This window comes from Streptomyces sp. NBC_01723, from assembly GCF_036246005.1.
Lineage (GTDB): Bacteria > Actinomycetota > Actinomycetes > Streptomycetales > Streptomycetaceae > Streptomyces.
The window spans coordinates 363,167-387,032 of record NZ_CP109171.1 but is presented as its reverse complement, the minus strand read 5'-3'; the positions used below and the strand labels follow the sequence as shown (position 1 = coordinate 387,032).

At 74.3% G+C, this 23,866-nt stretch carries 21 protein-coding genes, 2 pseudogenes and 1 riboswitch; of the genes and pseudogenes, 11 read left to right on the top strand and 12 right to left on the bottom strand.

The window, feature by feature from the left end; translation table 11 throughout:
• Window positions 1-54: 54 nt before the first annotated feature.
• Both OIE75_RS01770 and OIE75_RS01765 read left to right on the top strand, forming a co-directional pair.
• Window positions 55-717 (top strand): response regulator transcription factor, encoded by a 663-nt coding sequence (locus OIE75_RS01770; RefSeq protein ID WP_329469168.1) that lies wholly within the window; start codon window positions 55-57, stop codon window positions 715-717.
• Complete coding sequence (locus OIE75_RS01765; protein ID WP_329469166.1) at window positions 708-1,913, top strand: sensor histidine kinase; 1,206 nt, start codon at window positions 708-710, stop codon at window positions 1,911-1,913. The genes OIE75_RS01770 and OIE75_RS01765 overlap by 10 nt, the downstream gene beginning before the upstream one ends.
• A 39-nt stretch (window positions 1,914-1,952) precedes the next feature.
• Here OIE75_RS01765 and OIE75_RS01760 read toward each other — a convergent pair whose 3' ends face one another.
• The 3 genes from OIE75_RS01760 to OIE75_RS01750 form a co-directional block, all read right to left on the bottom strand.
• Entirely contained in the window at window positions 1,953-2,333 is a 381-nt protein-coding gene (locus tag OIE75_RS01760) for a hypothetical protein (protein WP_307009026.1), read from the bottom strand.
• A gap of 32 nt (window positions 2,334-2,365) precedes the next feature.
• A complete protein-coding gene (locus OIE75_RS01755) occupies window positions 2,366-3,205 on the bottom strand; it encodes a DUF4397 domain-containing protein (RefSeq protein ID WP_329469164.1) in 840 nt (279 codons plus the stop codon).
• A 78-nt stretch (window positions 3,206-3,283) separates the two neighbouring features.
• Window positions 3,284-3,928, bottom strand: coding sequence for a sigma-70 family RNA polymerase sigma factor (locus OIE75_RS01750; protein ID WP_307009022.1), 645 nt, complete (start codon window positions 3,926-3,928; stop codon window positions 3,284-3,286).
• A 161-nt stretch (window positions 3,929-4,089) separates the two neighbouring features.
• Here OIE75_RS01750 and OIE75_RS01745 point away from each other — a divergent pair, with 161 nt between their 5' ends.
• The 6 genes from OIE75_RS01745 to OIE75_RS01720 all read left to right on the top strand — a co-directional run bounded on the left by OIE75_RS01745 (window position 4,090) and on the right by OIE75_RS01720 (window position 10,852).
• Window positions 4,090-5,082: a MerR family transcriptional regulator gene (locus tag OIE75_RS01745; protein ID WP_329469163.1), complete on the top strand. Its 993-nt coding sequence runs from the start codon at window positions 4,090-4,092 to the stop codon at window positions 5,080-5,082.
• Between the two features lie 117 nt (window positions 5,083-5,199).
• A complete protein-coding gene (locus OIE75_RS01740; protein ID WP_307009019.1) occupies window positions 5,200-6,447 on the top strand; it encodes an NAD(P)/FAD-dependent oxidoreductase in 1,248 nt (415 codons plus the stop codon).
• Window positions 6,448-6,559: 112 nt separating this feature from the next.
• A complete protein-coding gene (locus OIE75_RS01735) occupies window positions 6,560-7,270 on the top strand; it encodes an SDR family NAD(P)-dependent oxidoreductase (RefSeq protein ID WP_329469160.1) in 711 nt (236 codons plus the stop codon).
• 23 nt (window positions 7,271-7,293) lie between these two features.
• Window positions 7,294-8,520, top strand: a complete 1,227-nt coding sequence (locus OIE75_RS01730; protein ID WP_307017674.1) for a lycopene cyclase family protein — start codon at window positions 7,294-7,296, stop codon at window positions 8,518-8,520.
• Window positions 8,517-9,248, top strand: coding sequence for a methyltransferase domain-containing protein (locus OIE75_RS01725; protein ID WP_307009015.1), 732 nt, complete (start codon window positions 8,517-8,519; stop codon window positions 9,246-9,248). Before OIE75_RS01730 ends, OIE75_RS01725 begins: the two co-directional genes overlap by 4 nt.
• Before the next feature lie 53 nt (window positions 9,249-9,301).
• Window positions 9,302-10,852 (top strand): NAD(P)/FAD-dependent oxidoreductase, encoded by a 1,551-nt coding sequence (locus OIE75_RS01720; RefSeq protein ID WP_307017672.1) that lies wholly within the window; start codon window positions 9,302-9,304, stop codon window positions 10,850-10,852.
• Here OIE75_RS01720 and OIE75_RS01715 read toward each other — a convergent pair.
• From OIE75_RS01715 to OIE75_RS01695, 5 genes are all read right to left on the bottom strand, one after another.
• Complete coding sequence (locus OIE75_RS01715; RefSeq protein ID WP_307009013.1) at window positions 10,801-11,808, bottom strand: DUF5914 domain-containing protein; 1,008 nt, start codon at window positions 11,806-11,808, stop codon at window positions 10,801-10,803. The genes OIE75_RS01720 and OIE75_RS01715 overlap by 52 nt on opposite strands.
• Complete coding sequence (locus OIE75_RS01710; RefSeq protein WP_329469157.1) at window positions 11,805-12,800, bottom strand: phytoene/squalene synthase family protein; 996 nt, start codon at window positions 12,798-12,800, stop codon at window positions 11,805-11,807. The genes OIE75_RS01715 and OIE75_RS01710 overlap by 4 nt, the downstream gene beginning before the upstream one ends.
• On the bottom strand, window positions 12,787-14,364 hold the full coding sequence (gene crtI, locus OIE75_RS01705; protein WP_329469156.1) for a phytoene desaturase family protein: 1,578 nt from the start codon (window positions 14,362-14,364) through the stop codon (window positions 12,787-12,789). The genes OIE75_RS01710 and crtI overlap by 14 nt, the downstream gene beginning before the upstream one ends.
• Complete coding sequence (locus OIE75_RS01700) at window positions 14,361-15,506, bottom strand: polyprenyl synthetase family protein (RefSeq protein WP_443078436.1); 1,146 nt, start codon at window positions 15,504-15,506, stop codon at window positions 14,361-14,363. The genes crtI and OIE75_RS01700 overlap by 4 nt, the downstream gene beginning before the upstream one ends.
• A gap of 101 nt (window positions 15,507-15,607) precedes the next feature.
• Window positions 15,608-17,116 (bottom strand): cryptochrome/photolyase family protein, encoded by a 1,509-nt coding sequence (locus OIE75_RS01695; RefSeq protein WP_307009008.1) that lies wholly within the window; start codon window positions 17,114-17,116, stop codon window positions 15,608-15,610.
• A gap of 167 nt (window positions 17,117-17,283) precedes the next feature.
• Here OIE75_RS01695 and OIE75_RS01690 point away from each other — a divergent pair, with 167 nt between their 5' ends.
• Both OIE75_RS01690 and OIE75_RS01685 read left to right on the top strand, forming a co-directional pair.
• Window positions 17,284-17,850: a DUF4383 domain-containing protein gene (locus OIE75_RS01690; protein ID WP_307009006.1), complete on the top strand. Its 567-nt coding sequence runs from the start codon at window positions 17,284-17,286 to the stop codon at window positions 17,848-17,850.
• A gap of 559 nt (window positions 17,851-18,409) precedes the next feature.
• Window positions 18,410-18,823 carry a DUF4190 domain-containing protein gene (locus OIE75_RS01685; RefSeq protein ID WP_329469151.1) on the top strand — a complete coding sequence of 138 codons (414 nt, stop codon included), beginning with the start codon at window positions 18,410-18,412 and terminating at the stop codon, window positions 18,821-18,823.
• 84 nt (window positions 18,824-18,907) lie between these two features.
• Here OIE75_RS01685 and OIE75_RS01680 read toward each other — a convergent pair.
• Both OIE75_RS01680 and OIE75_RS01675 read right to left on the bottom strand, forming a co-directional pair.
• Window positions 18,908-19,564, bottom strand: a pseudogene (locus OIE75_RS01680) (ABC transporter ATP-binding protein); the annotation flags it as partial.
• A gap of 100 nt (window positions 19,565-19,664) precedes the next feature.
• Window positions 19,665-20,112 (bottom strand): annotated as a pseudogene (locus OIE75_RS01675) (iron chelate uptake ABC transporter family permease subunit); the annotation flags it as partial.
• 70 nt (window positions 20,113-20,182) lie between these two features.
• Window positions 20,183-20,305, top strand: a riboswitch (cobalamin riboswitch).
• Between the two features lie 63 nt (window positions 20,306-20,368).
• On the opposite strand from OIE75_RS01675, the gene OIE75_RS01670 reads away from it, so the two are divergent.
• Complete coding sequence (locus tag OIE75_RS01670) at window positions 20,369-20,764, top strand: (2Fe-2S) ferredoxin domain-containing protein (protein ID WP_329469149.1); 396 nt, start codon at window positions 20,369-20,371, stop codon at window positions 20,762-20,764.
• A gap of 131 nt (window positions 20,765-20,895) precedes the next feature.
• Here the strand turns inward: OIE75_RS01670 and OIE75_RS01665 are convergent, their stop codons facing one another.
• Window positions 20,896-21,036 carry a hypothetical protein gene (locus OIE75_RS01665; RefSeq protein WP_329469147.1) on the bottom strand — a complete coding sequence of 47 codons (141 nt, stop codon included), beginning with the start codon at window positions 21,034-21,036 and terminating at the stop codon, window positions 20,896-20,898.
• Window positions 21,037-21,156: 120 nt separating this feature from the next.
• Entirely contained in the window at window positions 21,157-23,805 is a 2,649-nt protein-coding gene (locus OIE75_RS01660; RefSeq protein ID WP_329469145.1) for a SpoIIE family protein phosphatase, read from the bottom strand.
• Between the last annotated feature and the right edge of the window lie 61 nt (window positions 23,806-23,866).

The window sequence follows — 23,866 nt, the reverse complement described above, 5'->3', positions numbered from 1 at the left end:
AAGGCGTCCGGCGTCCTTATCCCGGTGCAATGGTGACCTTGCTTTCATGGGCGCATGAGAGTTCTGGTAGCCGAGGATCACCGCGTTCTGGCCCGCACCGTCGCCACCGGCCTGCGCCGGCAGGCGATGGCCGTCGACGTGGCCGGCTCAGGGGACATGGCCGAGCGGATGTGTCTGCACACCGACTACGACGTGCTGATCCTCGACCGCGATCTGCCCGTCATGACCGGCGACGAGGTGTGCCGGCGGCTGCGCGCGGCCGGCGACGCGCCGCCGATCCTGATGCTGACCGCGGCCGGGGAGACAGCCGACCGGGTGTACGGCCTCACCGCCCTCGGCGCCGACGACTATCTGCCCAAGCCGTTCGACTTCGCCGAACTGGTCGCCCGGGTGAGGGCATTGAGCCGTCGTGTGCCCAAGCCCCCACCCGTGGTCCTGCGCCACCAGGGCATCAGCCTGAACCGGACGCGCCGCGAGGTGTCCGTGGAGGGCCAGCCGCTGGACCTGACGCCGAAGGAGTTCGCGGTCCTGGAACTGCTGATGACCGCGACGGGCGCACCCGTGCCGCACGGCGAACTCGTCCGCACCGTCTGGGACGAACATCTCGACCCGCGCACCAGCGCGGTCCGCGCCACGGTCAGCAGGCTCCGCGGCAAGCTCGGTCCCGCGGCGCTCATCACCGTGGACGACGGACAGGGCTACCGGCTGTGCGACTGAACCCCGTCCGTCGGTACCGGGCCCGCCTCAGCCGGATCCCCTTCCGCGTCCGCCTCGCCACCGCCATCGGCGCCCTGGTCCTGCTCGCCGGGGTGGGGCTGCTCGCCTTCGTGGTGCTCCTCGTCCGCTACGGGACGGCCCAACAGGTCGACGGCATGGAGATCACCTACGGCAACACCCCGACCGGCGGCGCCTCCTCGGCCGGACCGACGCGGCCGACGGGCGGCGCGCCCCACCGGGTCCGCGCCGACGGCGACGTCGCCATGGTCCGGAAGATCGACCAGACGGTGCAGGCCGTCCAGGACACCGCGCTGCGTCAGATGGTGCTCTGGTCGGCCGTCGGCCTGCTGTTCACGGCACTGCTGGCCGGGGTGCTCGGCTGGTGGCTGGCGGGACGGGCCCTGAGGCCGGTCGTCTCGATGACGGACGCCGCGCGCCGCATCGGCGAACAGAACCTCGACCAGCGCCTGGCCCTGACCGGTCCCGACGACGAACTCCACCGCCTCGCCGACACCTTCGACACCATGCTGGACCGCCTGGAGCGCTCCTTCGAGAGCCGGCGCCGATTCGTCGCCAACGCCTCCCACGAACTGAAGACTCCCCTCGCCGTCCAGCGCACCAGCATCGAGGTGGGCCTGGCCGGACCGCTCACCGACGATCTCGCCGGGGTGCGCGACGACCTGCTCGCCGCCAACCGCGAGGCCGAGCAGCTGATCAACGCACTGCTGCTGCTCGCCCGCAGCGACCGCGGCCTGGACGAGACGGAGAGCGTCGACCTGGCGGCCACGGCCCGGCTCGTGACCACCGGACACGCCGCGCAGGCCGCACGCAGCGGCGTGACCCTCACCATCACGGCGGACTCACCGCTGGTCGTCGTGGGCAACCCGCTTCTCCTGCGTCATCTCCTGACCAACCTCGTGCGCAACGCCATCCAGTACAACCACAGCGGCGGTCATGTGCGCGTCCGACTGGACGGCCGCTGCCTGACGGTGACCAACACCGGCCCGCGTATCCCCGCCGAGCACGTCACCGACCTCTTCGAACCCTTCCGCCGCCATGCCCAGGACCGTACGGCCACCACGGGCCACGGACTGGGCCTCTCCATCGTCCGCTCCATCACCCAGGCCCACGACGCACGGCTCACGGCGGAACCCGGCCCGGAGGGGGGACTGGCCGTCGGCGTGCGCTTCCCGTGACCGGCGGCGGGCGCGTGCCCCGCCGTGGGCCGGCCGCGCTCACCGCCTCCGCCACCACCGAACGACCGCCGCCCCGGCGAGGAGCCCGAGTGCGGCTCCGGCCGTGCGGCGCCCACGGGTGCGGGGTCGCACGGCCGATGCCGTGTGCGGGTGGCGCCCCGCGTCCACGGGTGCCGGTGCGGCGGGTTGGTCCGACTCGGACAGGCCCTGGGTGATGCGCTGCCACACATGTGCCGGAGGGGCGCTCGGGAGGTCCGGCTCCTCGACTCCGCGGGCCGCCATGACGACGCGGGTCATGAGGTGCAGTTCCTCCCGGCAGCGCCCGCACGCGGCGAGGTGCTGGAGGGCGCCGACGTCGTCGTGCGTGGCGTCGTTTCCGAGTGCCAGTTCCACCAGATGCGCGGGGTCGACATGTGGCACCTCTGCCCTCCTGCCGGTGTGCCGGGGCCGGTTCACCCACGGTGCTCCGCGGCCCGGCGGAACACCAGGACGCCGGTCAGGGTGACCATGCCCGTCACGGCCGCCCAGGCCAGCCACTGCTCCGACGAGTTCGGGGTGAGGCCGACGGCGTTGGCACCCGAGTAGCCGCCGCTCGGTGAGGCGTCCGTGGTGTCGAGCGTCTGGGTCGCCAGTGCCAGGTTCTTGTCGGCCGCGCTGCCCCAGGCGTAGGCGACGTTGCTCGTGCCGTCCTTGAGGTTCAGGTCGGCCGGGCCGATCGCCACGGTGTCGGTGCCGGCGAGCACCACGTCGGCGGAGACCGTGCCGGCGTCGACCACGGCGGTGTCCTGCTTCGGGTTCTCCAGTCCCTTGAACACGGGCTGACCGTCCGCGCGGACGTCCACGGCGGGTGCGGCGGCGACGTGGCGTACCGTCAGCCGCGACTGGCCGTCGTCGACCGCGGAGACGTCGTTGGTGAAGGCCGTCAGCTGGGGTGTGCCGTCGGCGGACAGGTGCGCGGCGATGGTGGCGTTCGCACCGGCGGGTACCTTGACCTCCTTCTCGATGGCCGGGGTGCCGTCGGGGCCCTGTCCGGCCTCGAAGACCTGGATGTCGTAGGAGCCCGCCTTCAAGGACTGCGGGTCTGTCACCGTGCCGGGCTTGAAGTCGCTCAGCAGCTTGTCACCGTTGGCGTAGACGTCGACGTCGAGTCCGGGGACGCCGTGGAAGACGGACACCATGGCCGAGTCGTCACCGCCGCCCGCGGGTGCGGACACGGCGGGTGCGGCGGCGGTGAGGGCCAGGGCGCAGGCTCCGGCCGACGCGCCGAGGATGAGCGGAATTCGGGAAGCCATGAGGATCATCCCTTCTTCGAGGGGCGCCCGTCAGGGCGGTCTCGTTGGTGGCTCGTATCCCCATTTCGGGCACGGGGGTCACGACGGATGCGCCGTGCGGTGGGGTTTCTCTTCTCGGTCCGCCGCCTGCTCGTCGGCGCGGCCCTGCTCGATCCCCTCGCGCAGGCGGCGCAGACCGCGGCGGGTGTGGCTCTTGACCGTGCCCAGCGGCGTGCCGGTGCGCTCGGCGATCTGGGCCTGGGTGAGGTCCTCGTAGAAGGCCATGCACAGGACCTCGCGCTGGCCGCGGGGCAGCCCCGACAACGCGTCGACCAGCAGCACCCGGTCCAGGACCTCGTCCACGCCCGCGTCGTGGCGGTGCCCGTCGGCGTCGTACGCCAGCGATTCGACCAGGGCGAGGCGGCGCGTCCTGGCCGCCAGGGCGTCGACGATCTTGCGGCGCGTGATGCCGACCAGCCAGCCGCCGAGCGGCCCCCGCTCCGGGCGGTAACCCGCCCGTCCGCGCCAGGCGCCGATGAACACCTGCTGCGTCACGTCCTCGGCCTCGTGGGGATCTCCGAGCGAGCGGCTGGCCAGGGTGTGGACGAGTGAGCCCCAGCGCCGGTAGACGGCCGCGAAGGCGAGCTCGTCGGACGCGCACAGACCACGGGCGAGCTCGTCCTCGTCCGGCTGGTTCGCCGGCGGACCGGCGGGGACGTCGGAGTGTCGCGCTTTCGTGGTCATGATCTGTTCCTCCTGGCGTCTGCGCTGTCCGAGGCGGAGAGCCACCCGCGCGGCGGGTTCCGGACGGTGTGGGGTTCGTTGGCAGCAGCCCTTGAAAAACAGTCTTGTGAGAGCGAACGACGCACGCAACATGCGTCGTTTGTGCGTCGTAAGATGAGAATATGGCTCTGGACAGGGACGATGAGACGGAGGCCGACGCTGATGCCCGGCGAGGTGGCGGGCTGACCACCGGCGAGGTGGCACGGCGCCTCGGGGTGGCGCCGACCACCGTCCGGTCGTGGGACCGCCGCTACGGGCTCGGTCCCGCCGCGCACACCGGCGGACGGCACCGCCGCTGGACCGCCGACGACCTCGCCCGGCTGGAACGGATGTGCGCGCTGACGGCGACCGGGCTGCCGCCCGCCGAGGCCGCCCGCCTGGCCCTCGGCGAAGCCGCCCCCGGCACGCCCCCGCGCCGGACCGCTCCCCGGCCGCCGCCCCCGGCACGCAGCCGCGCCGGCACCGGCATGCGGCTCGGCGACGTACGTCAGGAGTGCAAGGGCATCGCCCGCTCGGCCCTGAGACTCGACGCCGCCGCCCTCGACAAGCTGCTGGAGGACGCGATCGAGGAGCACGGCCTGGTCGCCGCCTGGACGGAGGTGATCATGCCGACGCTCCAGGCCGTCGGACGCAAGTGGGAGTCCGTGGGCGAGCGGTACGTCGAGGTCGAGCACTTCCTGTCCTGGCACGTCTCCGGCGCCCTGCGCCGCCACGCGCCGCCCGTGGTCGCCGACCGGCCCGGCGCCACCACGGTGCTCGCCTGCGTGCCCGCGGAGAACCACACGCTGCCCCTGGAGGTCCTGGCCGCCGCGCTGGCCGAACGGGGCCTGCCGGTCCGCATGTTCGGCGGCGCCCTGCCCGTCGAGTCGCTCGTGGCCGCCGTCCGCAGGACCGGCCCGGCCGCGGTGGGGCTGTGGGCGCAGTCCCGCACCACGGCCAGCCGGCCGCTCGCCCAGCAGGTTTCGGCGATCGAGTGGGGCGTGCGCGGCGCCCGCAGGAAGCCCGTGGTGCTGACGCTCGGCCCCGGCTGGGCCGGGCAGACCTCACCGGGGCTGCCGCACCCGCCGGGCCTGTCGGAGGCCGTCGCCGTGGTGGAGTCGGTCGTACACAGGTGACGTCGCTCGTCCTCTCGGGTACCCGACGGCGGTGCCGCCTGGCCTCACCGGGCGGAACGTGCTCGGGTGGATCCGGTCTCCCGGCCGGCGGAGGCCGCTGTCGAAGGAGGGGCGCGCATGACGACTCACCACCACGGGACCCCGGACACGGTCGTCGTCGGAGCGGGGCTCGCCGGTCTGGCCTGCGCCCTGGACCTGTGCCGGGCCGGACGGCGGGTGGCGCTCCTGGAGGCTTCCGACGCGGTCGGCGGACGGATGCGCACGGACCGGCGGGACGGATTTCTGCTCGACCGCGGGTTCCAGGTGTTCAACACCTCCTACCCCCAGGTCAAAAGGCGCCTCGACCTGCGCGCCCTGCGCCTGAGGCCGTTCACCCCGGGCATCCTCGCCCACACCCCGGCGGGTGCCGTCCGCCTCGCCGATCCGACCCGGCGTCCCCGGGCGGCGGGAACGCTGCTGCCCGGGAGGGTGCTGGACGCCCGTGACCTGGCCGCCCTCGCCGCGCTCACCGCCCGGGACACCCTGTTCCCCGCCGGTCTGCTCAAACGGGGCCCCGACCGGTCCACCGCCGACGCCCTGTCCCGCGCCGGAGTCTCCGACGCGGTGGTCACCGACATCCTGCGGCCCTTCCTGTCCGGGGTGTTCCTGGAGGACCGGCTGGAGACCTCCGCACGCTTCTTCCACCTGGTCTGGCGCAGCATGGTCAGGGGGACCCTCTGTCTGCCCGCCGGTGGAATCGGCGCCGTCCCCGCACAGTTGGCCGACGGCCTGCCCGAAGGAGTCCTCCGGCTGGAGACGCCCGTCGAGGCGGTCACCGCCTCCGGAGTACTCCTGACGGACGGCCGGGAACTGCGGGCCCCGTCCGTGGTGGTGGCGACCGACGCGGCCACGGCGGCACGTCTGCTGCCGGGCCCTAAGGTCCCGGAGACCCGTACCGTCACCACCTACTACCACGCCGCGCCCCGCACACCCCTGGCCGAACCCACACTGGTGGTGGACGGCACCGGCGCGGTACTGAACACCTGCGTGCCGACCGAGGTCGCGCCCGCCTACGCACCCCCGGGCACCTCGCTGGTCTCCACCTCCGTGCTCGGCCCCGACCGCCCCGGAGCGGACGGGACCGTGCTGCGCCGCCTGGCCGAGCTGTACGGCACCGACACCGGCGACTGGACGCCGGTCGCCACGTACACCGTCCGGGGAGCACTGCCCGCGATGACGCCGCCGTGGCCGACGAGCCGCACGACGCGTGTCTCCGAGGGCCGCTACGTCTGCGGCGACCACCGCGCGACCGGCAGCGTGCAGGGCGCCCTCGCCTCGGGCACCCGGGCCGCCCGGGAACTGCTCGCCGACCGGGCCGGCGACTGACCGCCGGCCGGACGGCACCGGCCGCATCCATCACGGGCCGGGACACGGAATACCCGGACGACACCGACGACGGGCGAGACCGCCGCCCTGACCCTGCGATCGGAAGTGGACAGTGAACCTCGACGGCGCGCGCGTACTGGTGGCCGGTGCCACCGGCGTCCTCGGCGGTGCCCTCACCGCCGAACTCGGAGCCCGGGGAGCGCGGCCGGCACTGGCGGGACGCGACCCCGCGCGGCTCGCGTCTGCCGCACGAGCCCATCCGGGCGCCCCGACCGTCACGTTCGACGCCTACGACCCCGCGTCCTGCGCCCGCGCGGTCTACGGCGCTGCGACGGAACTGGGCGGGCTGGACGCCGTCGTCACCGCCTTCGGGTCGGTGGCCTTCGGCCCGGCGGCGGAGGTCGGCGACGAGATCGCGGAGCACCTGACGGCCGTCAACGTCCTCGCGCCCACCGCCTTCTTCCGCGCCGCGTTCACCGTCCTGGGCCCCGGCTCGGCGATCGCCGCCTTCACCGGTGTCGTCGCGCGGCGCCCCCAGGCGGGCATGGCCGACTACAGCGCCTCCAAGGCGGCGCTGAGCACCTGGCTCGACGCGGCCCGCCGCGAGGTCCGGACCGGTGGCATCCGGGTCCTGGAGGTCCGGCCGGGACACCTCGACACGGGCTTCGCCGACCGGCCCGTCGCGGGCACGGCCCCGCCGATGCCGGCCGGAGGCGACCCGCACCGGGTCGTGGCGGCCGTCGCCGACGCGCTGGAGGCGGACGCCGAACTGGTCCGCACCGACCCGGACGGAACACCCGTCGTCGAACGGCGTACCAGGTGAGCCGGCCCGCCCCCGCGCCCGACATGACGTCCGACGTCGTCATCGTCGGCGGCGGCGCGGCCGGACTCAGCCTCGCGCTCCGGCTGACGGCCGCCGCCTCCCCGACCGTCACCCTCGTGGAGGCGCCGGACGGCCCACTGCGCCCCCCCGAACGGACCTGGTGCTACTGGGATCAAGACACCGACGACACTCATGGCACCCACGGTGCCGGCGACTTCGGTGCGGCGGTCGGCGCCTCCTGGTCCCACCTGCGCGTCCACGGCAGCGACGGCCGCGCCGTCACCGTCGACCCGGCGCCCCTGCGCTACCGCATGCTCCGGTCCACGGACTTCGAACGGCTGGTGCACGCGCGGCTGGCGCGTTCCCCCGGCGTACGCGTGCTGCGCGCGACGGCGGACACGGTGCGCAACACCGCCGACGGCACGGCGGAGGTACGCTGCACCACCCCCGACGGCGGCGCCCGGCTGCTCCGCGCACGCCATGTGTTCGACTCCCGCCCCCGGCCCGCCCTCCCCCCGGCCCGGACCCGGCTGGCCCAGCACTTCCGGGGCTGGTTCGTGCGCACCGACGCACACCGGTTCGAAACCGGCGTGGCCGACCTCATGGACTTCCGCGTCCCGCAACCGCCGCACGGCCTCGCCTTCGGCTACGTACTGCCCCTGGCACCGGACCGCGCGCTCGTCGAGTACACCGAGTTCTCCCGGACCCCGCTGACCACCGAGGCGTACGAGGCGGCGCTGACCCACTACACCCACGACGTGCTGAAACTCGGGGCGTTCACCGTGGAGTCGGCGGAGCAGGGGGTGATCCCGATGACCGACGCGCGCTTCGCCCGCCGGGTGGGCCCCGCCGTGTTCCGGATCGGCACCGCGGGCGGCGCCACCCGGCCCGCGACCGGATACACCTTCGCCGCCGTCCAACGGCAGAGCCGCGCGATCGCCGCGGCGCTGCACGAGGGCCGCGCCCTGGTGCCGCCTCCGCACGGGCGGCGCGCCCTCGCCATGGACGCGGTGCTGTTGCGGGCCCTGGACACCGGCCGGATCAACGGCCCCGACTTCTTCACCGGCCTCTTCCGGCGGATCCCGCCGCACCGGCTGCTGCGCTTCCTCGACGGCGACACCACCCCGTGGGAGGAATGGAGCATCGGCCTGCGCACACCCGTGGGCCCGATGCTCCGCACCACCCTCGAACTCCCCTTCCTGCCCCGACGCCCGCACGGCACCCCACGAACCGGAGGCAACCACCCATGACACTCCTGCGCGACCACGACCTGGCACGCGCCTTCGACCACGCCTCGCACACCTACGACCGGCTCACGGCCCTCAACCCCGGCTACCGCACCGACCTCCTGCGCTCCGCGCGCCGGCTCCAACTGCCCCGTGCCGGCGCCGGCCTGCACGTCCTGGACCTCGGCTGCGGCACCGGCACCTCCACCCGGGCCCTGCTGCGGGCCGCACCCCGCGCCCGGATCACCGCCGTCGACGCCTCCGCCGGGATGCTGCGGCGCGCCCTCGCCAAACCCTGGCCGGCCCGCGTCCGTTTCCGGCACCTGACCGCCGAGGAAGTCGTGGCGACCGACGAGGGACCGTACGACGCGGTCTTCGCCGCCTACCTGTTCCGCAACGTCAGCGACCCGGACGGTGTCCTCGCCGCGGTCCGCGCCCTGCTGCGGCCGGGCGGCCGGCTCGCCGTGCACGAGTACAGCCTCAGCGGCTCGGCCGCCCACCACGCCCTGTGGAACGCCGTCTGCCGGGGCCTGATCATTCCCGCGGGCACCCTGAGCGGCGACCGCGCCCTGTACCGGCACCTGTGGCACAGCGTCGTCCACTTCGACACCGTTCCCGCCTTCACGGCGCGCCTCGGCGACGCCGGGTTCACCGGCGTACGCGCGGCCCCCGTCGCCGGCTGGCAGACCGGCCTCGTGCACACCTTCCTGGCCCGCAACGGTGCGGCCGCCCCGGTGGAGGTGGCCCGTTGAGCGCCGACCGGCCGGCGGCCCGGCGCGGACGCGACCGCAAGGCCGAGATCGTGATGCCCCCGCCGGGCCGGGACCGCCTCGACCCCGGGGACGCCCCAGCGGTCGCCGTGGTCGGAGGGGGAATCGCCGGACTGGCCGCGGCCACCCTGCTGGCCGAACGCGGCGCCCGTGTGACCCTGTACGAACGCGAGGACACACTCGGCGGACGGCTGGCGGGCCGGCCCACCCGCCTCGCCGACGGGTCCGGGGCCACCATGAGCCGCGGCTTCCACGCCTTCTTCCGTCAGTACTACAACCTGCGCGGCCTGCTGCGGCGCACCGACCCCGGACTCGACCGGCTGCGCCCCCTGCCCGACTACCCGCTGCGCCACAGCGGCGGACTGACCGACAGCTTCGCCCGGGTCCCGCGCACCCCGCCGCTCAGCGCGCTCGGCTTCGTCGCCCTGAGCCCCACCTTCGGCTGGCGCGACCTCGCCGCCATGGACGCCGGGGCCGCCCTGCCGCTCCTCGACGTCCGGGTGCCCGAGGTCTACGACCGGTTCGACTCCATGAGCGCCACGGAGTTCCTCGAACGCGTCCGCTTCCCCGAGGCCGCGCACCATCTGGCCTTCGAGGTGTTCTCCCGCAGCTTCTTCGCGGACCCGCGGGAACTGTCCGCGGCGGAACTGCTGCTGATGTTCCACATCTACTTCCTCGGCTCGGCCGAGGGCCTGCTCTTCGACGTGCCGGACGAGCCGTTCCCCCAGGCCCTGTGGGACCCGCTCGGCGACTACCTCCAGCGCCTCGGTGCCGACCTCCGCACCGGCACCCCCGTGCGCGGCGTCCACCCGGACGACGACGGGGGGGTGGAGGTGCGCACCGACGACGCCCTGGACCGGTACGACGCCGCCGTGCTCGCACTCGACCCCGGAGCCCTGCGCGGACTGACCGCCGCGTCACCCGGGCTCGGCACACCGGCCTGGCGCGAGGACATCGCCTCGCTCGGCACCGCACCGCCCTTCCTCGTCTCCCGGCTCTGGCTGGACCGGCCGGTCCACGCCGACCGCGCCGGGTTCCTCGGCACCAGCGGCTACGACGGACTGGACAACATCAGCGTGCTGGAGCGCTACGAGGGGGAGGCCGCCCGCTGGGCCGCCCGGACCGGAGGCTCGGTGGTGGAACTGCACGCCTACGCGGTCCCCGTCCACGCCCACCCCGAGACCGTGCAGAACCGCCTCCTCGACAGCCTCCGCCGGGTCTACCCCGAGACACGGCGGGCCCGGATCGTCGACGCCCGGCACGAATGGCGCGCGGACTGCCCCCTGTTCCCCGTCGGCTCCTACTCCCGGCGGCCCACCGTCGTGACCCCCCACCCGAACGTGACGCTGGCCGGCGACGCCATCCGCTGCGACCTGCCCGTCGCCCTGATGGAACGCGCGGCCACCACCGGGTTCCTGGCGGCCGGAGCGCTCCTCGCCGGCTGGGGAGTGCGGGGTCAGGTGCTGTGGACGGTGCCCCGGGCCGGCCGGTCACCCGTACTGCGGGCACTCGGCCGGGCCGGGAACCGCCGCGCTCAGCCCGGGAACCGGCCCGTGCTGCGCAGTGCCCACCGCCGCTCCGCGTAGGCGAGGTCGTCGCGCCACAGCCGCCCGGCCGTCCGGCGCATCAACGGGCGCAGCACCGGCGCGGCGGCCCGCGCGAGTGCGAAGCCCCGCCGGTCGGAGGCCGCGACGACCGCTTCGACGACGGCGGTCCGCGGACGCGCGGCCCCCTCGGCGGTCAGCGGCGTGGCATGGGTCTCCACGACGGACGTGGACCCCTCACCCTCCGTGATCCGCATGACGACCGTACGCGGCTCCGGTGCGGTGAACTCCGCCCGGACCGGCACCACCAGACGGCCCGTCACCCGGAACGACACGTCCACCACGAAGGCGTCGTCCGCGTCGCCCAGCGGCGGCCGGGCCACCGTCAGATCCACGAACGAGTACGGGTGGAACCACGAGCCGTGCCACGGATCGAGCCGGTTGGCGACCACGTCCTGGGGCTCGCACCGCCCGACGGCCGTGAAGACGGCGTCCACACCGCCGCCCGGAGCGGGCCGGTCCGGGACCACGGGACGCTCCGACGGCTCCTCGCCGCCGACCGCGTCCAGCCGGACCCACACCAGGACACCGTCGTCGTGGACCGGGAACGGCTCCCACCCCGCGAACGGCCCGCCGTCCAGGGCCAGTCCGTGCCAGTGGCACACCAGCGTCCCGCACACCACGCGGCTCTCCCGCAGGGGCGCTCCCAGATGCGGGCACGCCCCCGGGCCCCCGCGCAGCTCACCGGTGTCCGACCGCCACAGCACCACCTCGGTGCCGCCCACGGTTCTGCCACAAGGACGGCCACCGGCGCGCACGTCCCGGGAGGCACCGACGACGAACCAGTTGCCCGAGGGACGCGCCGACGCCCGTTTGAGGGCATCGTCGATCAGTGCGGGGCGCGCCTCCCGCCAGGTCGGAGTCTGGGTCGCCCAGTCCGACCGGCCGCGCCGCCGCAGCGGCGGGGTCCAGCCCGTCCGGTCCGCTCGGTCACTCACTGCACGGGTCCTTTCGTCCGGGGCGCCGCATCGCCCGTCAGCGGCGCCGGGTGCGTGCCGCGGGCACGTCGGCGCGCGCGTACGACGCCCACCACTCCGGTGGCGGCCGTGGCCGCGCGACGCCCGCGCGAGACCACGGCACGGCGGTGCACCACGGTGTAGTCCTGCTCCGCGATCGCGTCGAGAATCCCGCCGTAGAGCGTGAACGCGGTGCGGATGCAGGGACGCACCCGTGGATCGAGCATGGCGATGCCCGGCTCCGCCGCCCGGTACACCTCCCGCGTCATGGCCTCGGCGGCGACGAGCGCCGCGCGGATCCGCGGGTCCCGTCGTCCCGTGCGGCGGCTCCACTCCAGCAGCGGCCGGTCCACACCGTGCGCGGCGAGCAGGTCGGCCGGCAGGTACACGCGGCCCCGGTCCAGGTCCTCGCCGACGTCCCGCAGGAAGTTGGTGAGCTGGAAGGCGACCCCGAGGTCGGCCGCGTGCGGGGCGGCTTCCTCGCGGGGGACGACCGTGCCCAGCACCGGCAGCATCTGGAGGCCGATCACCGCGGCCGAGCCGTGCATGTAGGCGCGCAGGCCGGCGTAGGTCGGGTAGTCCGTGACGTGCAGATCGCTGCGCATCGACACGAGGAAGTCGGCGAACAGCGAGTGCTCGATGCCGTGCCGGGCGGCGGTGTCGGCGACCGCCCGGACCACGGGCTCGGTCCCCTCACCGGTCCGCAGCCCGTGCGCGAGGTCGCTCTCCAGGACCCGCAGCAGCCGGTCGCGTTCCGCAGGTGTGCGGTGCCGGTCCAGGTCGTCGACGATGTCGTCGGCCCAGCGGGCGAAGCCGTACAGTGCGTGCACGCGGGCGCGGCGCTCCAGCGGGAGCAGCCGGGTGGCCAGGAAGTAGGTCTTGCCGTGGCGGGCGTTGAGCCGTCTGCACAGGGTGTAGTCGGCGCGCAGGCCGGGATCGGTGATGTGTGCGGCATCCAGTTCACGACGGGCCATGGGAGCCTTCCGCGGTCGGGGTGGTATCGGCACGCTCGGCTCGTGGCGCCGGACGGGGGTGCACGGTACGGGCGGCGGTACGGGCCCCGCCGGTGACCCGCGCGGCGGCGAGCTTGCCGCTGATCAGTACGGTCGGCACACCGACGCCCGGGGTGGTGCCGCAGCCCGCCAGCACGACATTGTCCACGCCGCGCACCAGGTTGCGGGGGCGGAACGGGCCGGTCTGGGCGAAGGTGTGGGAGACCGAGAAGGGGCTGCCCGCCGCGTGCCCCTGCGCCGCCCAGTCCAGCGGGGTGATCAGCAACTCCTCCTGGACACCGGCCGCGAACCCGTCCAGTCCCCGCCGCTCCAGCTCGGCGACCAGGGCGTCCCGGTAGCGGGGGCCCAGGTCCCGCCACGCGGCGGCGGAGGGCCCCACGTCGGTGTTCGGGCACGGTGCGAGGACGTAGTGGAGGTGCCGGCCCGGCGGTGCGAGGCCGGGGTCGTGCGTCGTCGGCCGGGTGATCAGCAGGGACGGGTCGCTCATCAGCCGCCCCGTGCGGGTCAGTTCGTCGAAGGTGGCTTCCCAGGCGCCGCCGAAGGACAGCGTGTGGTGGGCGAGACCGGGCCACGTCCGGTCGGTTCCGGCGTGCAGGACGACCGCCGAGGGGGAGTGCCGCAGCCGCACCGGACGCCTCGGCGTACGCCCCAGCAGCCGGTGCGCGGCGGGCAGTTCGCAGGTCAGCACCACGGCGTCGCACGGGATCCGCTCCCCGGAGGCCAGCCGCACGGCCCGCACCCGGCCCGCCGACCGCTCCAGCGACGTCACCTCGGACGACCAGCGGAACCCGGCCCCCGCCGCGCCCGCCGCGTCCGCCATCCCGCGGGGCAGCGCGTGCATGCCGCCCTTGGGGAACCAGACGCCGGCCACGGTGTCCATGTAGGCGATCACCGCGTACGCCGCGAGGGCCCGGGCCGGGGCCACACCGGCGTACAGCGCCTGGAAGGAGAAGACACGGCGCAGCCGCGGGTCGGCGATGAAGCGGCCGATCCGCCGGTCCAGCCGCCCGAAGCCGCCCAGCGCCGCCAGCCGGGCCAGGTCGGGGTGGAGCAGCTGGAAGGGCGAGTCGAAGTTCGTGTCGATGAACCGCCGCATCTGTGCCCGGTACAGCTGCTCCAGCCAGTTCCGCAGCCCGCGGTAGCCGGCCGCCTCGGCAGGGCCCGCGAACCGCCTCACCTCCGCCTCCATCGCGTCGCCGTCGGTGTGGACGTCGAGGGCGCTCCCGTCGGCGAAACTCGCCCGGTACGCCGGATGCAGGGGCGTCAGCTCGACATGGCGGTCGAGGCGGTCGCCCACGGCGGCGAACGCCTCGTCGGCCAGGTGCGGCATGGTCAGCACCGTGGGCCCCGTGTCGATCTCGTAGCCGCCCAGGCTCACCCGGCCCGCCCGGCCGCCCGGCCCGTCGTCCCGTTCGACGACCGTCACCCGGCGGCCCGCGCCCAGCAGGTGCAGCGCGCAGGCCAGCCCGGAGAGGCCGGCGCCCACCACGACCACGTGATCCGTCGGGCCCGTCACCGTCCTCACGCGGCCTCCCCGGTGGTGCGCCCCGCGACGACACCGGACGCCCGCTCGACCAGGGCGGTGAACTCACGGCGTACGGCGGGCTCGGCGCCGGTACGGGCGAAGTGCCGCAGACTCTTCGCGGCCAGCTCCGTGATGGTCGCCTCGACGACGGCCCGCGCCCCGGTGCGTTCCAGCGCGTCGCGCATCCGGCGCACTTCGTCGTCCGCGCCGGGCCGCACCCCCGGGGCGAGCGCGTCGGCGGCATCCGCGTCGCCGCCGGCCTCGGCGGCCCTGAGGCCGACCGCGAGCAGACACGTCAGCTTGCGCGTGCGCAGGTCGTCGTCGGCCGGTTTGCCCGTCACCGCCGGGTCGCCGAAGGCGCCGAGCAGGTCGTCGCGGAGCTGGAAGGCGAGCCCGGCACACCGTCCGGCGGCCCGCAGCGCGTCCAGGGCGGGCCCGTCGGCACCGTTGAGTACCGCGCCCAGCGCCAGTGGGCGTTCGACCGTGTACAGGGCGCTCTTGAGGGTGGCGACGCTCAGCGCCGCGTCGACGCCCGACGCCCCGGTGGCCTGCGCGTGCAGGTCCCGGTACTGGCCGGCGACCATCTCGCCGCGCATGTCCTGCCACTCCTGGTGCAGCCGCGCACCGTACGGCGAGCGGAGCGCCGTCTCGGTCAGCAGGTCGTCCGCCCACGCCAGGGCCAGATCGCCGACGAGTACGGCGGCGGACGCGCCGAAGGCGTCGGCGGAGCCGCTCATCCCCGCGGCGAGGTGCGCGCCGGCGAGGTCGACGTGGACGGCGGGCGCGCCGCGGCGCAGCGCTGATCCGTCCATCACGTCGTCGTGGACGAGCGCGCACGCCTGGACGAGTTCCAGGGCCGCGCCCGTGCGCAGGACCGGCGTGACGTCCCCGGCTCCGCCGGCGGCCCGCCACCCGCACCACGCGAACGCCGTGCGCAGCCGCTTGCCGCCGCGCCGTACGAAGGCGGCGACGCGCTCGGCGACGTCGCGGGCGTACACGGGATCGACCTCGCGTGCCTGCCGCAGCCTGGCGTCGAGGACGGCGTCGAGTTCCGCCTCGGCCGCCCGGACGGCGTCACGGGCCGTGAGCGGGCCGTCGGCCGGTCTGACCGGCTCGGTCACCGTGGACGGCGGTCCCAGCATGCACAACCCCTTGTCGCTCTCGGTCATTTGCACACCCATGCTTCCGCCGGGCGGGCCCGAACGGATGCGCCGGATTCCCGCCCGTCACTCACGGCCCTCGCTCAAGGAGGCGCCTCGCCGCGGGCCCGCTCCTGGCGGCGCACGTCGGCCAGGTCGGTGAGCCGCTCCATCTGTCGCACCGGACGGGCGGTCCGGTGGTTGTGGCCGAGCCGTTCCCGGTGCCGGTCGAGGAAGGTCCAGTAGCCCGCGGTGTAGGGGCAGGCGTGCTCGCCGGTCCGGTCGCCCGGCCGGTAGTGGCACGGTCCGCACAGGTCGCTCATCCGGTGCACGTAGGCGCCGCCCGACGTGTAGGGCTTGGTCGTCATCCGGCCGCCGTCGGCGTACTGGGACATGCCGACGACGTTGGGCACCATGACCCAGTCGTAGCCGTCCACGAAGCAGCGGTGGAACCAGTCCGTCACCGCGGCGGGGTCCCAGCCGCGCTGGAGGGCGTGGCTGCCGAGGATCATCAGCCGGGGGATGTGGTGGGTCCACCCCGTGTCCCGTACCTGGGACAGCACCGTGTGCAGGCAGCGCGCCCGCACCGCGTCCGCGTCCAGCTCGCTCCACCAGTCGGGGAGGGGCGCGGTGTGGCGCAGCTCGTTGGACCGCCGGTACTCCTCACCGAAGTACCAGTACAGCTGCCACACGTACTCGCGCCATCCGGCGATCTGCCGGACGAACCCCTCCACGCTGCCCAGCGGCGCCCGGCCGGCGCGCCACTCCGCCTCCGCGCGCTCCACGCACTCCACGGGGTCGAGCAGGCCGAGGTTGAGCGAGGACGACAGCAGGCTGTGGCTCATCACGGGGTCGGCGGCGAGCATGGCGTCCTCGTACGGCCCGAAGCTGCCCAGCCGGCGCGCCAGGAAGCGTTTGAGTGCCGCCCGCGCCTCCGTGCGGGTGGCCGGGAACAGTCTCGGCCCGTCGCGTCCGACGAAGGAGACGCCGCCGTCCTTCTCCCACCGGTCGAGGTCGTGGCGGACCTCCTGGTCGATCTCGTCCTCGCGCGGCCGGTAGGGCCCGGGAACCGGCAGGGTGTCGGCCTCGCGCGGGGGAGGCCGCCGGTTGTCGTGGTCGAAGTTCCAGCGACCGCCCGCCGGGCTGTCGGCGTCCATCAGCAGCTCGTGCCGCCGGCGCACCCAGCGGTAGAAGTCCTCCTGCCGCAGCCGTCCGCCACCGTGTCCGTCGGCCCACGCGGCGAAGTCGTCCGCCGCAACCATGAAGCCCCGGGCCGGGCCGACGGTGACCCGGGGGAGGGAGCGCACCAGCCGGAGGGCGGCGTACGAGGTCGGGTGGTGGACGGTGACCTGTCGGCCGCGGGCGGCCCGGTCCAGACCCTCCCGGTAGGTGTCGGCCCGCACATAGGTCACCCGGTCGCCCAGTTCGGCGGCACGGTGCCGCATGGCGGAGAGCACCAGGTGCGCCTTGGCCCGGTGGAAGCGGCGCCGCCGGAACACCGACCGGGCCTCCACCATGAGCAGCGGTGTGTCCCGGCCGGGACCGTCTTCGCCCGGCGCGAGGAAGTGCGGCCCGAGCTGGTCCCCGAAGAGCCAGTGCACGGTGCTTCCCATGACCGATTCCCTCCGGCGCTCACTCCGATTCGTCCCTGATACGAGATCATGAGGGCATCGGCGCGACCGCGCCCGTCGCGACGGGCGCACGTGGCGAGCCCTCTGCTCCACCCGGGTGAACGGCGTACCGGCGCATCCGATCCGGGGGCGGCCGGCGAAACAGGTGCATGAAGCTACGAGACGAACTGCCCGTCGACCACCACCTGGCGAGCGTCTACCGCTACGGTGCCGGATTCTGCGGTCTCGTCCTGCTGGCCTTCGCCGCCCTCGGTTTCGCCGACGCGCTCAGCCCGTTCCGCACGGGGGGCGGCATGGTCGCCGGAATGACCACGAACGTCGCCCTCAGCGTCATCTCCACCGTGGTGGGACTGGCGCTGCTCGGCGGGGCGGTGATCGGCGGCAACGTCGCCTCCACCCTCAACATCGTGGTGGGCGCGCTCTTCTTCCTGAGCGGCTTCGCGCACATCTTCGTGCTGGACCGTCCGGCCAACATCCTGGGCTTCGGCATGAGCAACGTGATCTTCAGTTTCGTCATGGGACTGTTCATCGCCACGTTCGGCATGTACGGCCGGGTCTCCAGCAAGCTCTCGCACGACAACCCCTACTGGGCGGCGAGACACCCCGAGCAGGCGGCGAGAGAGGAAGCGGCCGTGCGGAGCGCCCTGCCGAGTACGGCGGACGGCGCCCGGGCGCCGTACTCGGCGGCGAAGGCTCCCCGTCGCGGGAGGCGGTGACCCCGGGCGAAAGCGGGCGGACCGCGGCCCACCCGCCCGCCGGTCCGCCCGGTCACCCCGTCATGGGCCGCGAGCGGTGAATCCGTTCGCGGCCATGCCCTGACAGAACGAGGCCTTCGCCGCGCCGTACCGGGAGAGTCTCCCGCCGACGAACCAGGTGGTGCCCGGCGGGAAGTCGAAACTCCCGTCGTCGATGCCGTCCCAGCCGTAGCGGAAGTCCAGGCTGAACGGGTAATCCCGCCCGCACCGTGTCCCACGGCGACGGATGCGAGTCGCCGCACAACCCTCACTCGTGGTTCGTAGCCGCCGCCCTCTCGGATGCCGGTCGACCCGGGCGGCCGGAGACCGGCCCACGCGACCGCCCGGCCGCCCGCTCGTGCATCCGGTCCGCGGCCCGGAGGGCGAGCAGGCTCCCGCCGGCCCCGCCCGTCCCGGTGCGGGCCGGCAGGCGCGGCGCACACGGCGCCGGATCCGGCCTCCCACGCATCCGTCATCGACATCGGGGCATCCGGCACGTACGGCAACTCAACCGGACGGAAACAGAGATGAGAGTGACGACGTGTCGTTTCCCGAACACCCCGCATCTTCCGGCGACGCCCACCAGACGCACCACGACGCCGGCATGAGGCGCTCCAACGGCATGGCGGTCGCCGCCCTCGTCCTCGGCATCCTGGCCCTCCTGCTCTTCTGGACCGTCATCGGCGGGGCCCTGCTCGGTCTGCTGGCCCTGATCTTCGGCATCATCGGCGCGCGCAGGGCGCGCGGCGGACGGGCGCCGCGCCGTGGGATGTCCATCGTCGGCGCCGTACTCGGCGTGCTCGGTCTGATCGCCTCCGTGGTGATCATCGCGATCGGTGCGTCCATCCTCAACTCGGACGAGTTCAAGGACTTCGACGACTGCGTCCAGCACGCCGACTCGCAGAGCGAACGGGACGCCTGCGCCGAGGACTTCGAGCAGGACGTGAACAACTGACGCGGCCCGCTCGCGACGTGGCCCCGGCGCGTCAGCGCGGCCGCTCGGTCGGGAGGTCGCTCGGACGCTCGCCGGGCACGAACGTCACCTGGGGCGCGCCCGTACGCGGATGCACGCTCTCCCCTCCCACGACCCCGTACACGTCGGCGAGCAGCGACGGCGTGAGCACCTCGGCCGGCGGGCCCGAGGCCGCGACCTCCCCCTCGCGCAGGACGTGGGGGCGGTCGCAGCAGTACGCGGCCAGGTTGAGGTCGTGCGGGGCGAGCAGCACGGTCGCCGACAGCCGGCGCAGCACGTCGAGGACGTCCAGCTGATGGCGGACGGCGAGTTGGTGGTCGCCTCGTCGAGGACCAGCAGGGCGGGCCGCTGGGCGAGAGCGCGGGCGATGAGGACCCGCCGGCGCTCGCCGCCGGAGAGCCGGTCGAAGGGACGGTCGGCCAGCCGGTCGGCGTCGACCACGGCCAGGGCGTGGTCGATGACGGCGGCGTCCTCCGCCGTGTCGCCGGCCGGCATCCGCTTGTGCGGCGTCCGGCCCATGGCCACGACCTCCCGGACGGCGAGGTCGAAGTCCGTGGCCGAGTTCTGCACCACGGCCGCCACCGTGCGCGTGAGTCGCCGCGCGGGCATCGACCAGGTGTCGGCGCCGTCGACGCGGACCGTACCGGTGTCCGGGCGCAGGACGCGGTAGACGGCCCTCAGCAGGCTGGACTTGCCGCTGCCGTTGGGACCGACCAGGCCGATCACCTCGCCCGCCGAGGCGGTCGGCGAGACGTCGCGCACCAGGTGGCGTGCTCCGGCGGTGAGGGTGACGCCCTCGACGGACAGGTCGGTCGCGGCGCGTCGCCTCCTCACCGGCCGGCGGCAGGTTGAGGTTGCGGGCCTGCACCAGGAGCACGCCGATGCCCAGCAGCACCGCCAGTTCCGGCAGCCACAGGGTCTCCCAGTTGACGCCGCCGAGACCGCCCAGGGTCCGGGCGAGCACCGCCCGGGCCTCGTCGCCGTGGTCGGTGGTGAGCAGCAGCAGGTCGAGGACGGCGGTGAGCACCGCCGCGACCGCCACCCCGGACAGGACCAGGCGCGTCGAGGTGATGCGCCCCGGTGCGGGCGGTGGCGTGCACGATCACCAGCGCGCCGGGGGCGCCGGCGAACGCGGCGGCCGACAGCGACAGGGGGCCGAGGACGCCGACGCCGAAGACGATGACCGAGACCGCGCCGAGGGAGGCGCCGGAGGAGACGCCGAGCAGGTACGGCTCGGCGAGCGGGTTGCGGACCAGCGCCTGAAGGGCGGAGCGGGGCCCCGCTGACAGCTCCGGGGCCGGGATGCGAGGATGCCCGGAGCAATTGGGCGACGGCGGCCCGAGGAAGCCGGTGCGAATCCGGCGCGGTCCCGCCACTGTGATCGGCGAGCGAGCCCCCACACGACCACTGCCCGCACCGGGTGGGAAGGGGTGGGGCGAGCGACGACCCGAGAGCCAGGAGACTCACGCGGTCGCCTCCTCGACGGACCACCGGGGCGGATCTCCCCGGGGAGAGGGACGATGCCGTATGCCCGCCCACGCCGGCCCGGCCGGGGCGACGCCCGGCGCACCCGCGGACCCGACGCCCTCGCGCGTCGTCGTCTGCCGGGACTGCTGCTGCGGCACCCCGAAGATCATCGGCGTCGATCACGCGGCGCAGACGACGCGTCTGCGGGCCCGGGTGCCCGTGCGGGTGTCGGACTGCCTCGACGTGTGCGAACAGGCCAACGTGATCGTCGTCCAGCCCTCCGCGGCGGGCCGCGCCGCCGGCGCCCGTCCCGTCTGGCTCGGACTGGTCAACGACCCCGACGCCACCGAGGACATCGCCGACTGGGTCCGCGCCGGCGGCCCAGGTGTCGCACCGCGGCCCGACATCCTCGACCTGTACGCCATCACGCCCCCGCGACGCGGCCCGGCCTCCTGACTCGGCGCTCACGAGGAGCACCCGGTGTCCGGAAACGTTCAGATGCCGCCCGCCGACGTCACCGCCCTCGAGGGCTTCTCCGTCCTGCGCGTCGGGGGTGGAGATGCCGACCGGCATCCGGTCGGCCCCTCCTACGCGCGGGGTTCACCGACCTCGCCGAGGCCGTCGCGCACCGCCACCGCGCGCCGGAAGCGCGGATCGGCGTGTCCATCGCCCGCCTCGGTCACGCGGCACGCCTCTGGTCGCCCGCCCTGGCCTGCGTGTTCCTGCACGGCATCGTCCTCGACCACCGGACCGGATCTCACGTTCCGGCGCGCACTTGCTGCCTCTACTACCGCGCGCCGAACGGCTCGAAGCGCGGCGACTGCTGTCCGGCGGGGTAGCGGGGGCGGTCACGGGCCGTCGGTGTCCAGCGGGTTCAGGGACTGTTCGGTCCAGATGACCTTGCCCTGCGCGTGATACCGGGTGCCCCAGCGCGTGGCGCACTGGGCGACGAGGAACAGGCCGCGGCCTCCCTCGTCGGTGGTGGCGGCCATGCGCAGGTGGGGTGCCGTGCTGCTGCCGTCGGAGACCTCGCAGATCAGGTTGCGGTCGAGCAGCAGCCGGACGCGCACCGGTTCGGCCGCGTGCCGGATGGCGTTGGTGACCAGCTCGCTGAGGATCAGCTCGGTGGTGAACGCCGTCTCCTCGAGGCCCCACTCGCTGAGTCGGCGCGTCGCGTCGGCCCGGACGCCGGCGACGGCCGCGGGGTCACGCGGCACGTGCCACTCGGCGACCCGGTCGGCGGGGAAGGCCCGGGTCCGGGCCACCAGCAGGACGATGTCGTCGTCGGGGCGGTCGGGGAGCAGCGCGTCCAGCAGCACGGCACAGGTCTCGTCCGGCGTCCGGTCCGCGCCGGCGAGCCGCCTGCGGAGCTGGTCGAGGCCCGCCTCGATGTCCCGGCCCCGGTCCGTCACCAGCCCGTTGGTGAACAGGACGAGCCGGCTGCCCTCGGGGAGCCGGAACTCGGCCGGGGTGAAGGGCAGGCCGCCGAGGCCCAGCGGAGGGCCGGGCGGCAGCTCGGGGAAGTCCACGCTGCCGTCCGGGCGGACGACGGCCGGCGGCGGGTGCCCGGCGCGGGCCATGGTGCAGTCACCGGAGACCGGGTCGTACACGGCGTAGAGACAGGTGGCACCGACGATGTCCGAACCGCTGCTCGTCTCGGCGCGGTCCCGGTCGAGGCCGGTCACCAGTTCGTCGAGGTGGCCGAGGAGCTCGTCGGGAGCCATGTCCAGGCCGGCGAAGTTCTGCACGGCGGTCCGCAGCCGGCCCATGGTGGCCGCGGCGTGCAGACCGTGACCGGCGACGTCGCCCACCACGAGGGCGACCCGCGCGCCGGACAGCGGGATCACGTCGAACCAGTCGCCGCCCACGCCCGCCTGCGCCGGCAGGTAGCGGTAGGCGATGTCGAGGGCGTTCTGCACCGGCAGTCCGTGCGGCAGCAGGCTGCGCTGCAGAGCCACCGCGACGGTGTGCTCGCGGTGGTAGCGCCTCGCGTTGTCGATGGCGACCGCGGCTCGCGACGCCAGTTCCTCGGTGATGGACAGGTCCTCCCGGGTGAACGGCTCGGAGCCCGCACCGCGCCAGAAGTTGGCCACGCCGAGCGCGACGCCCCGGGCGCGCAGGGGAACGGAGACCAGTGAGTGGATGCCGTAGGCGAGGACCCTGGGCGCGCGGTCGGGATCCTGTAGCTGCCAGCCGGTCTCCGCGCTCAGGTCCGCGACGAGAACGGCGTGTCCGGAGGCGAGACCCGTTGTCGCGGGAGTGCCGGGCCGAATGGTCATCGCCTCGCCGACCGGGATCAGCGGCGCGTCGTCGCGCACGCCGTGCAGGACCACGCGGTGCATGGTCAGGTCGCCCGGGGCGGCTTCCTCGCCCCGCAGTACCGCTTCCAGCAGTTCGACGGTGACGAAGTCGGCGCACCGTGGCGTCGACGCCTCCGCCAGTTCCTCGGCGGTGCGCACCACGTCGAGTGTGGTGCCGATCCGGGCACTCGCGTCGTAGAGGAGTTCCAGCCGCTTGTGGGCGCGCTCCGCCCTGCTCCGCTCCCGGTGCAGCTCGGTCGTGTCCCGCAGCGTGGCCACGGATCCGGTGGCCACGTCCTCCCGGTCCACCCGGCGCAGGCTGATCGCCAGGAGCCGGTCCCCGGCCGTGTGCATCTCGTCCGTGCGGGTGTCGCCCGAGGTGAGCAGTTCGACGATCGCCGGGTCCAGTCCGAGGCCGTCGAGGGGGAGCCCCTCGCACCCTTCGGGGAGGCCGAGGAGGCGCCGCGCCTCGTCGTTGGCGAGCACCAGACGGTCGCCGTCGACGATCAGCACACCCTCCCGGATGGTGTGCAGCACCGCGTCGTGGTGTTCGTACATGCGGGTGATCTCGACCGGTCCGAGACCGTGGGTCTGCCGCCGCAGCCGCCGGCTCACCAGGGCTCCGGCACCGAGGGCCAGCGCGAAGGAGGTGGCGCCCGCGATCAGGAGAGCGGGCATTTGACGGTTGGCCGACTCGTTGACGTTGGTGATCGTGATGCCCACGGCCACACCGCCCACCACGCGGCCGTCCGCCGCCCGCACGGGGGCGTCGGCATTCACCGTCGGGCCCACGCTCGAATCGAACGTCCGGGTGAACGACCGGCCGTCGAGGACCTCCTCCAGTACCCCGGGTGGGCCGACGATGCGTTTCCCGATCAGCGCGGGATCGGGGTGTGTCAGGCGGATGCCCTCGTCGTCGAAGACCACGACGTAGTCGACGTCGGCGGACTTGGCGACGGCTTGGGCACGGGGCTGGAGCACCGCGGTGGGGTCGGTCCCGGTGACGGCCGTCGCCGTGCCCGGCGCGGTGGCGAAGGACTCCGCGACGCCCCGGGCGGCATGGCGGGCGTCGTCGGTGCTGACCCGCTGTGCCTGGAACACAAGGAGCACCACCGCGGTGACGATGAGCAGCACCGCTGTGCCGACCTGCAGCAGAAAGACCTGGCCGGCGATGCTCCGCCGTGGCAAGCGGTCCATGGCGTCAGTTTTCATCACTCACGCGGGTGGGACCAGTCAGGCCGCCGGGACCTGCGCGTGA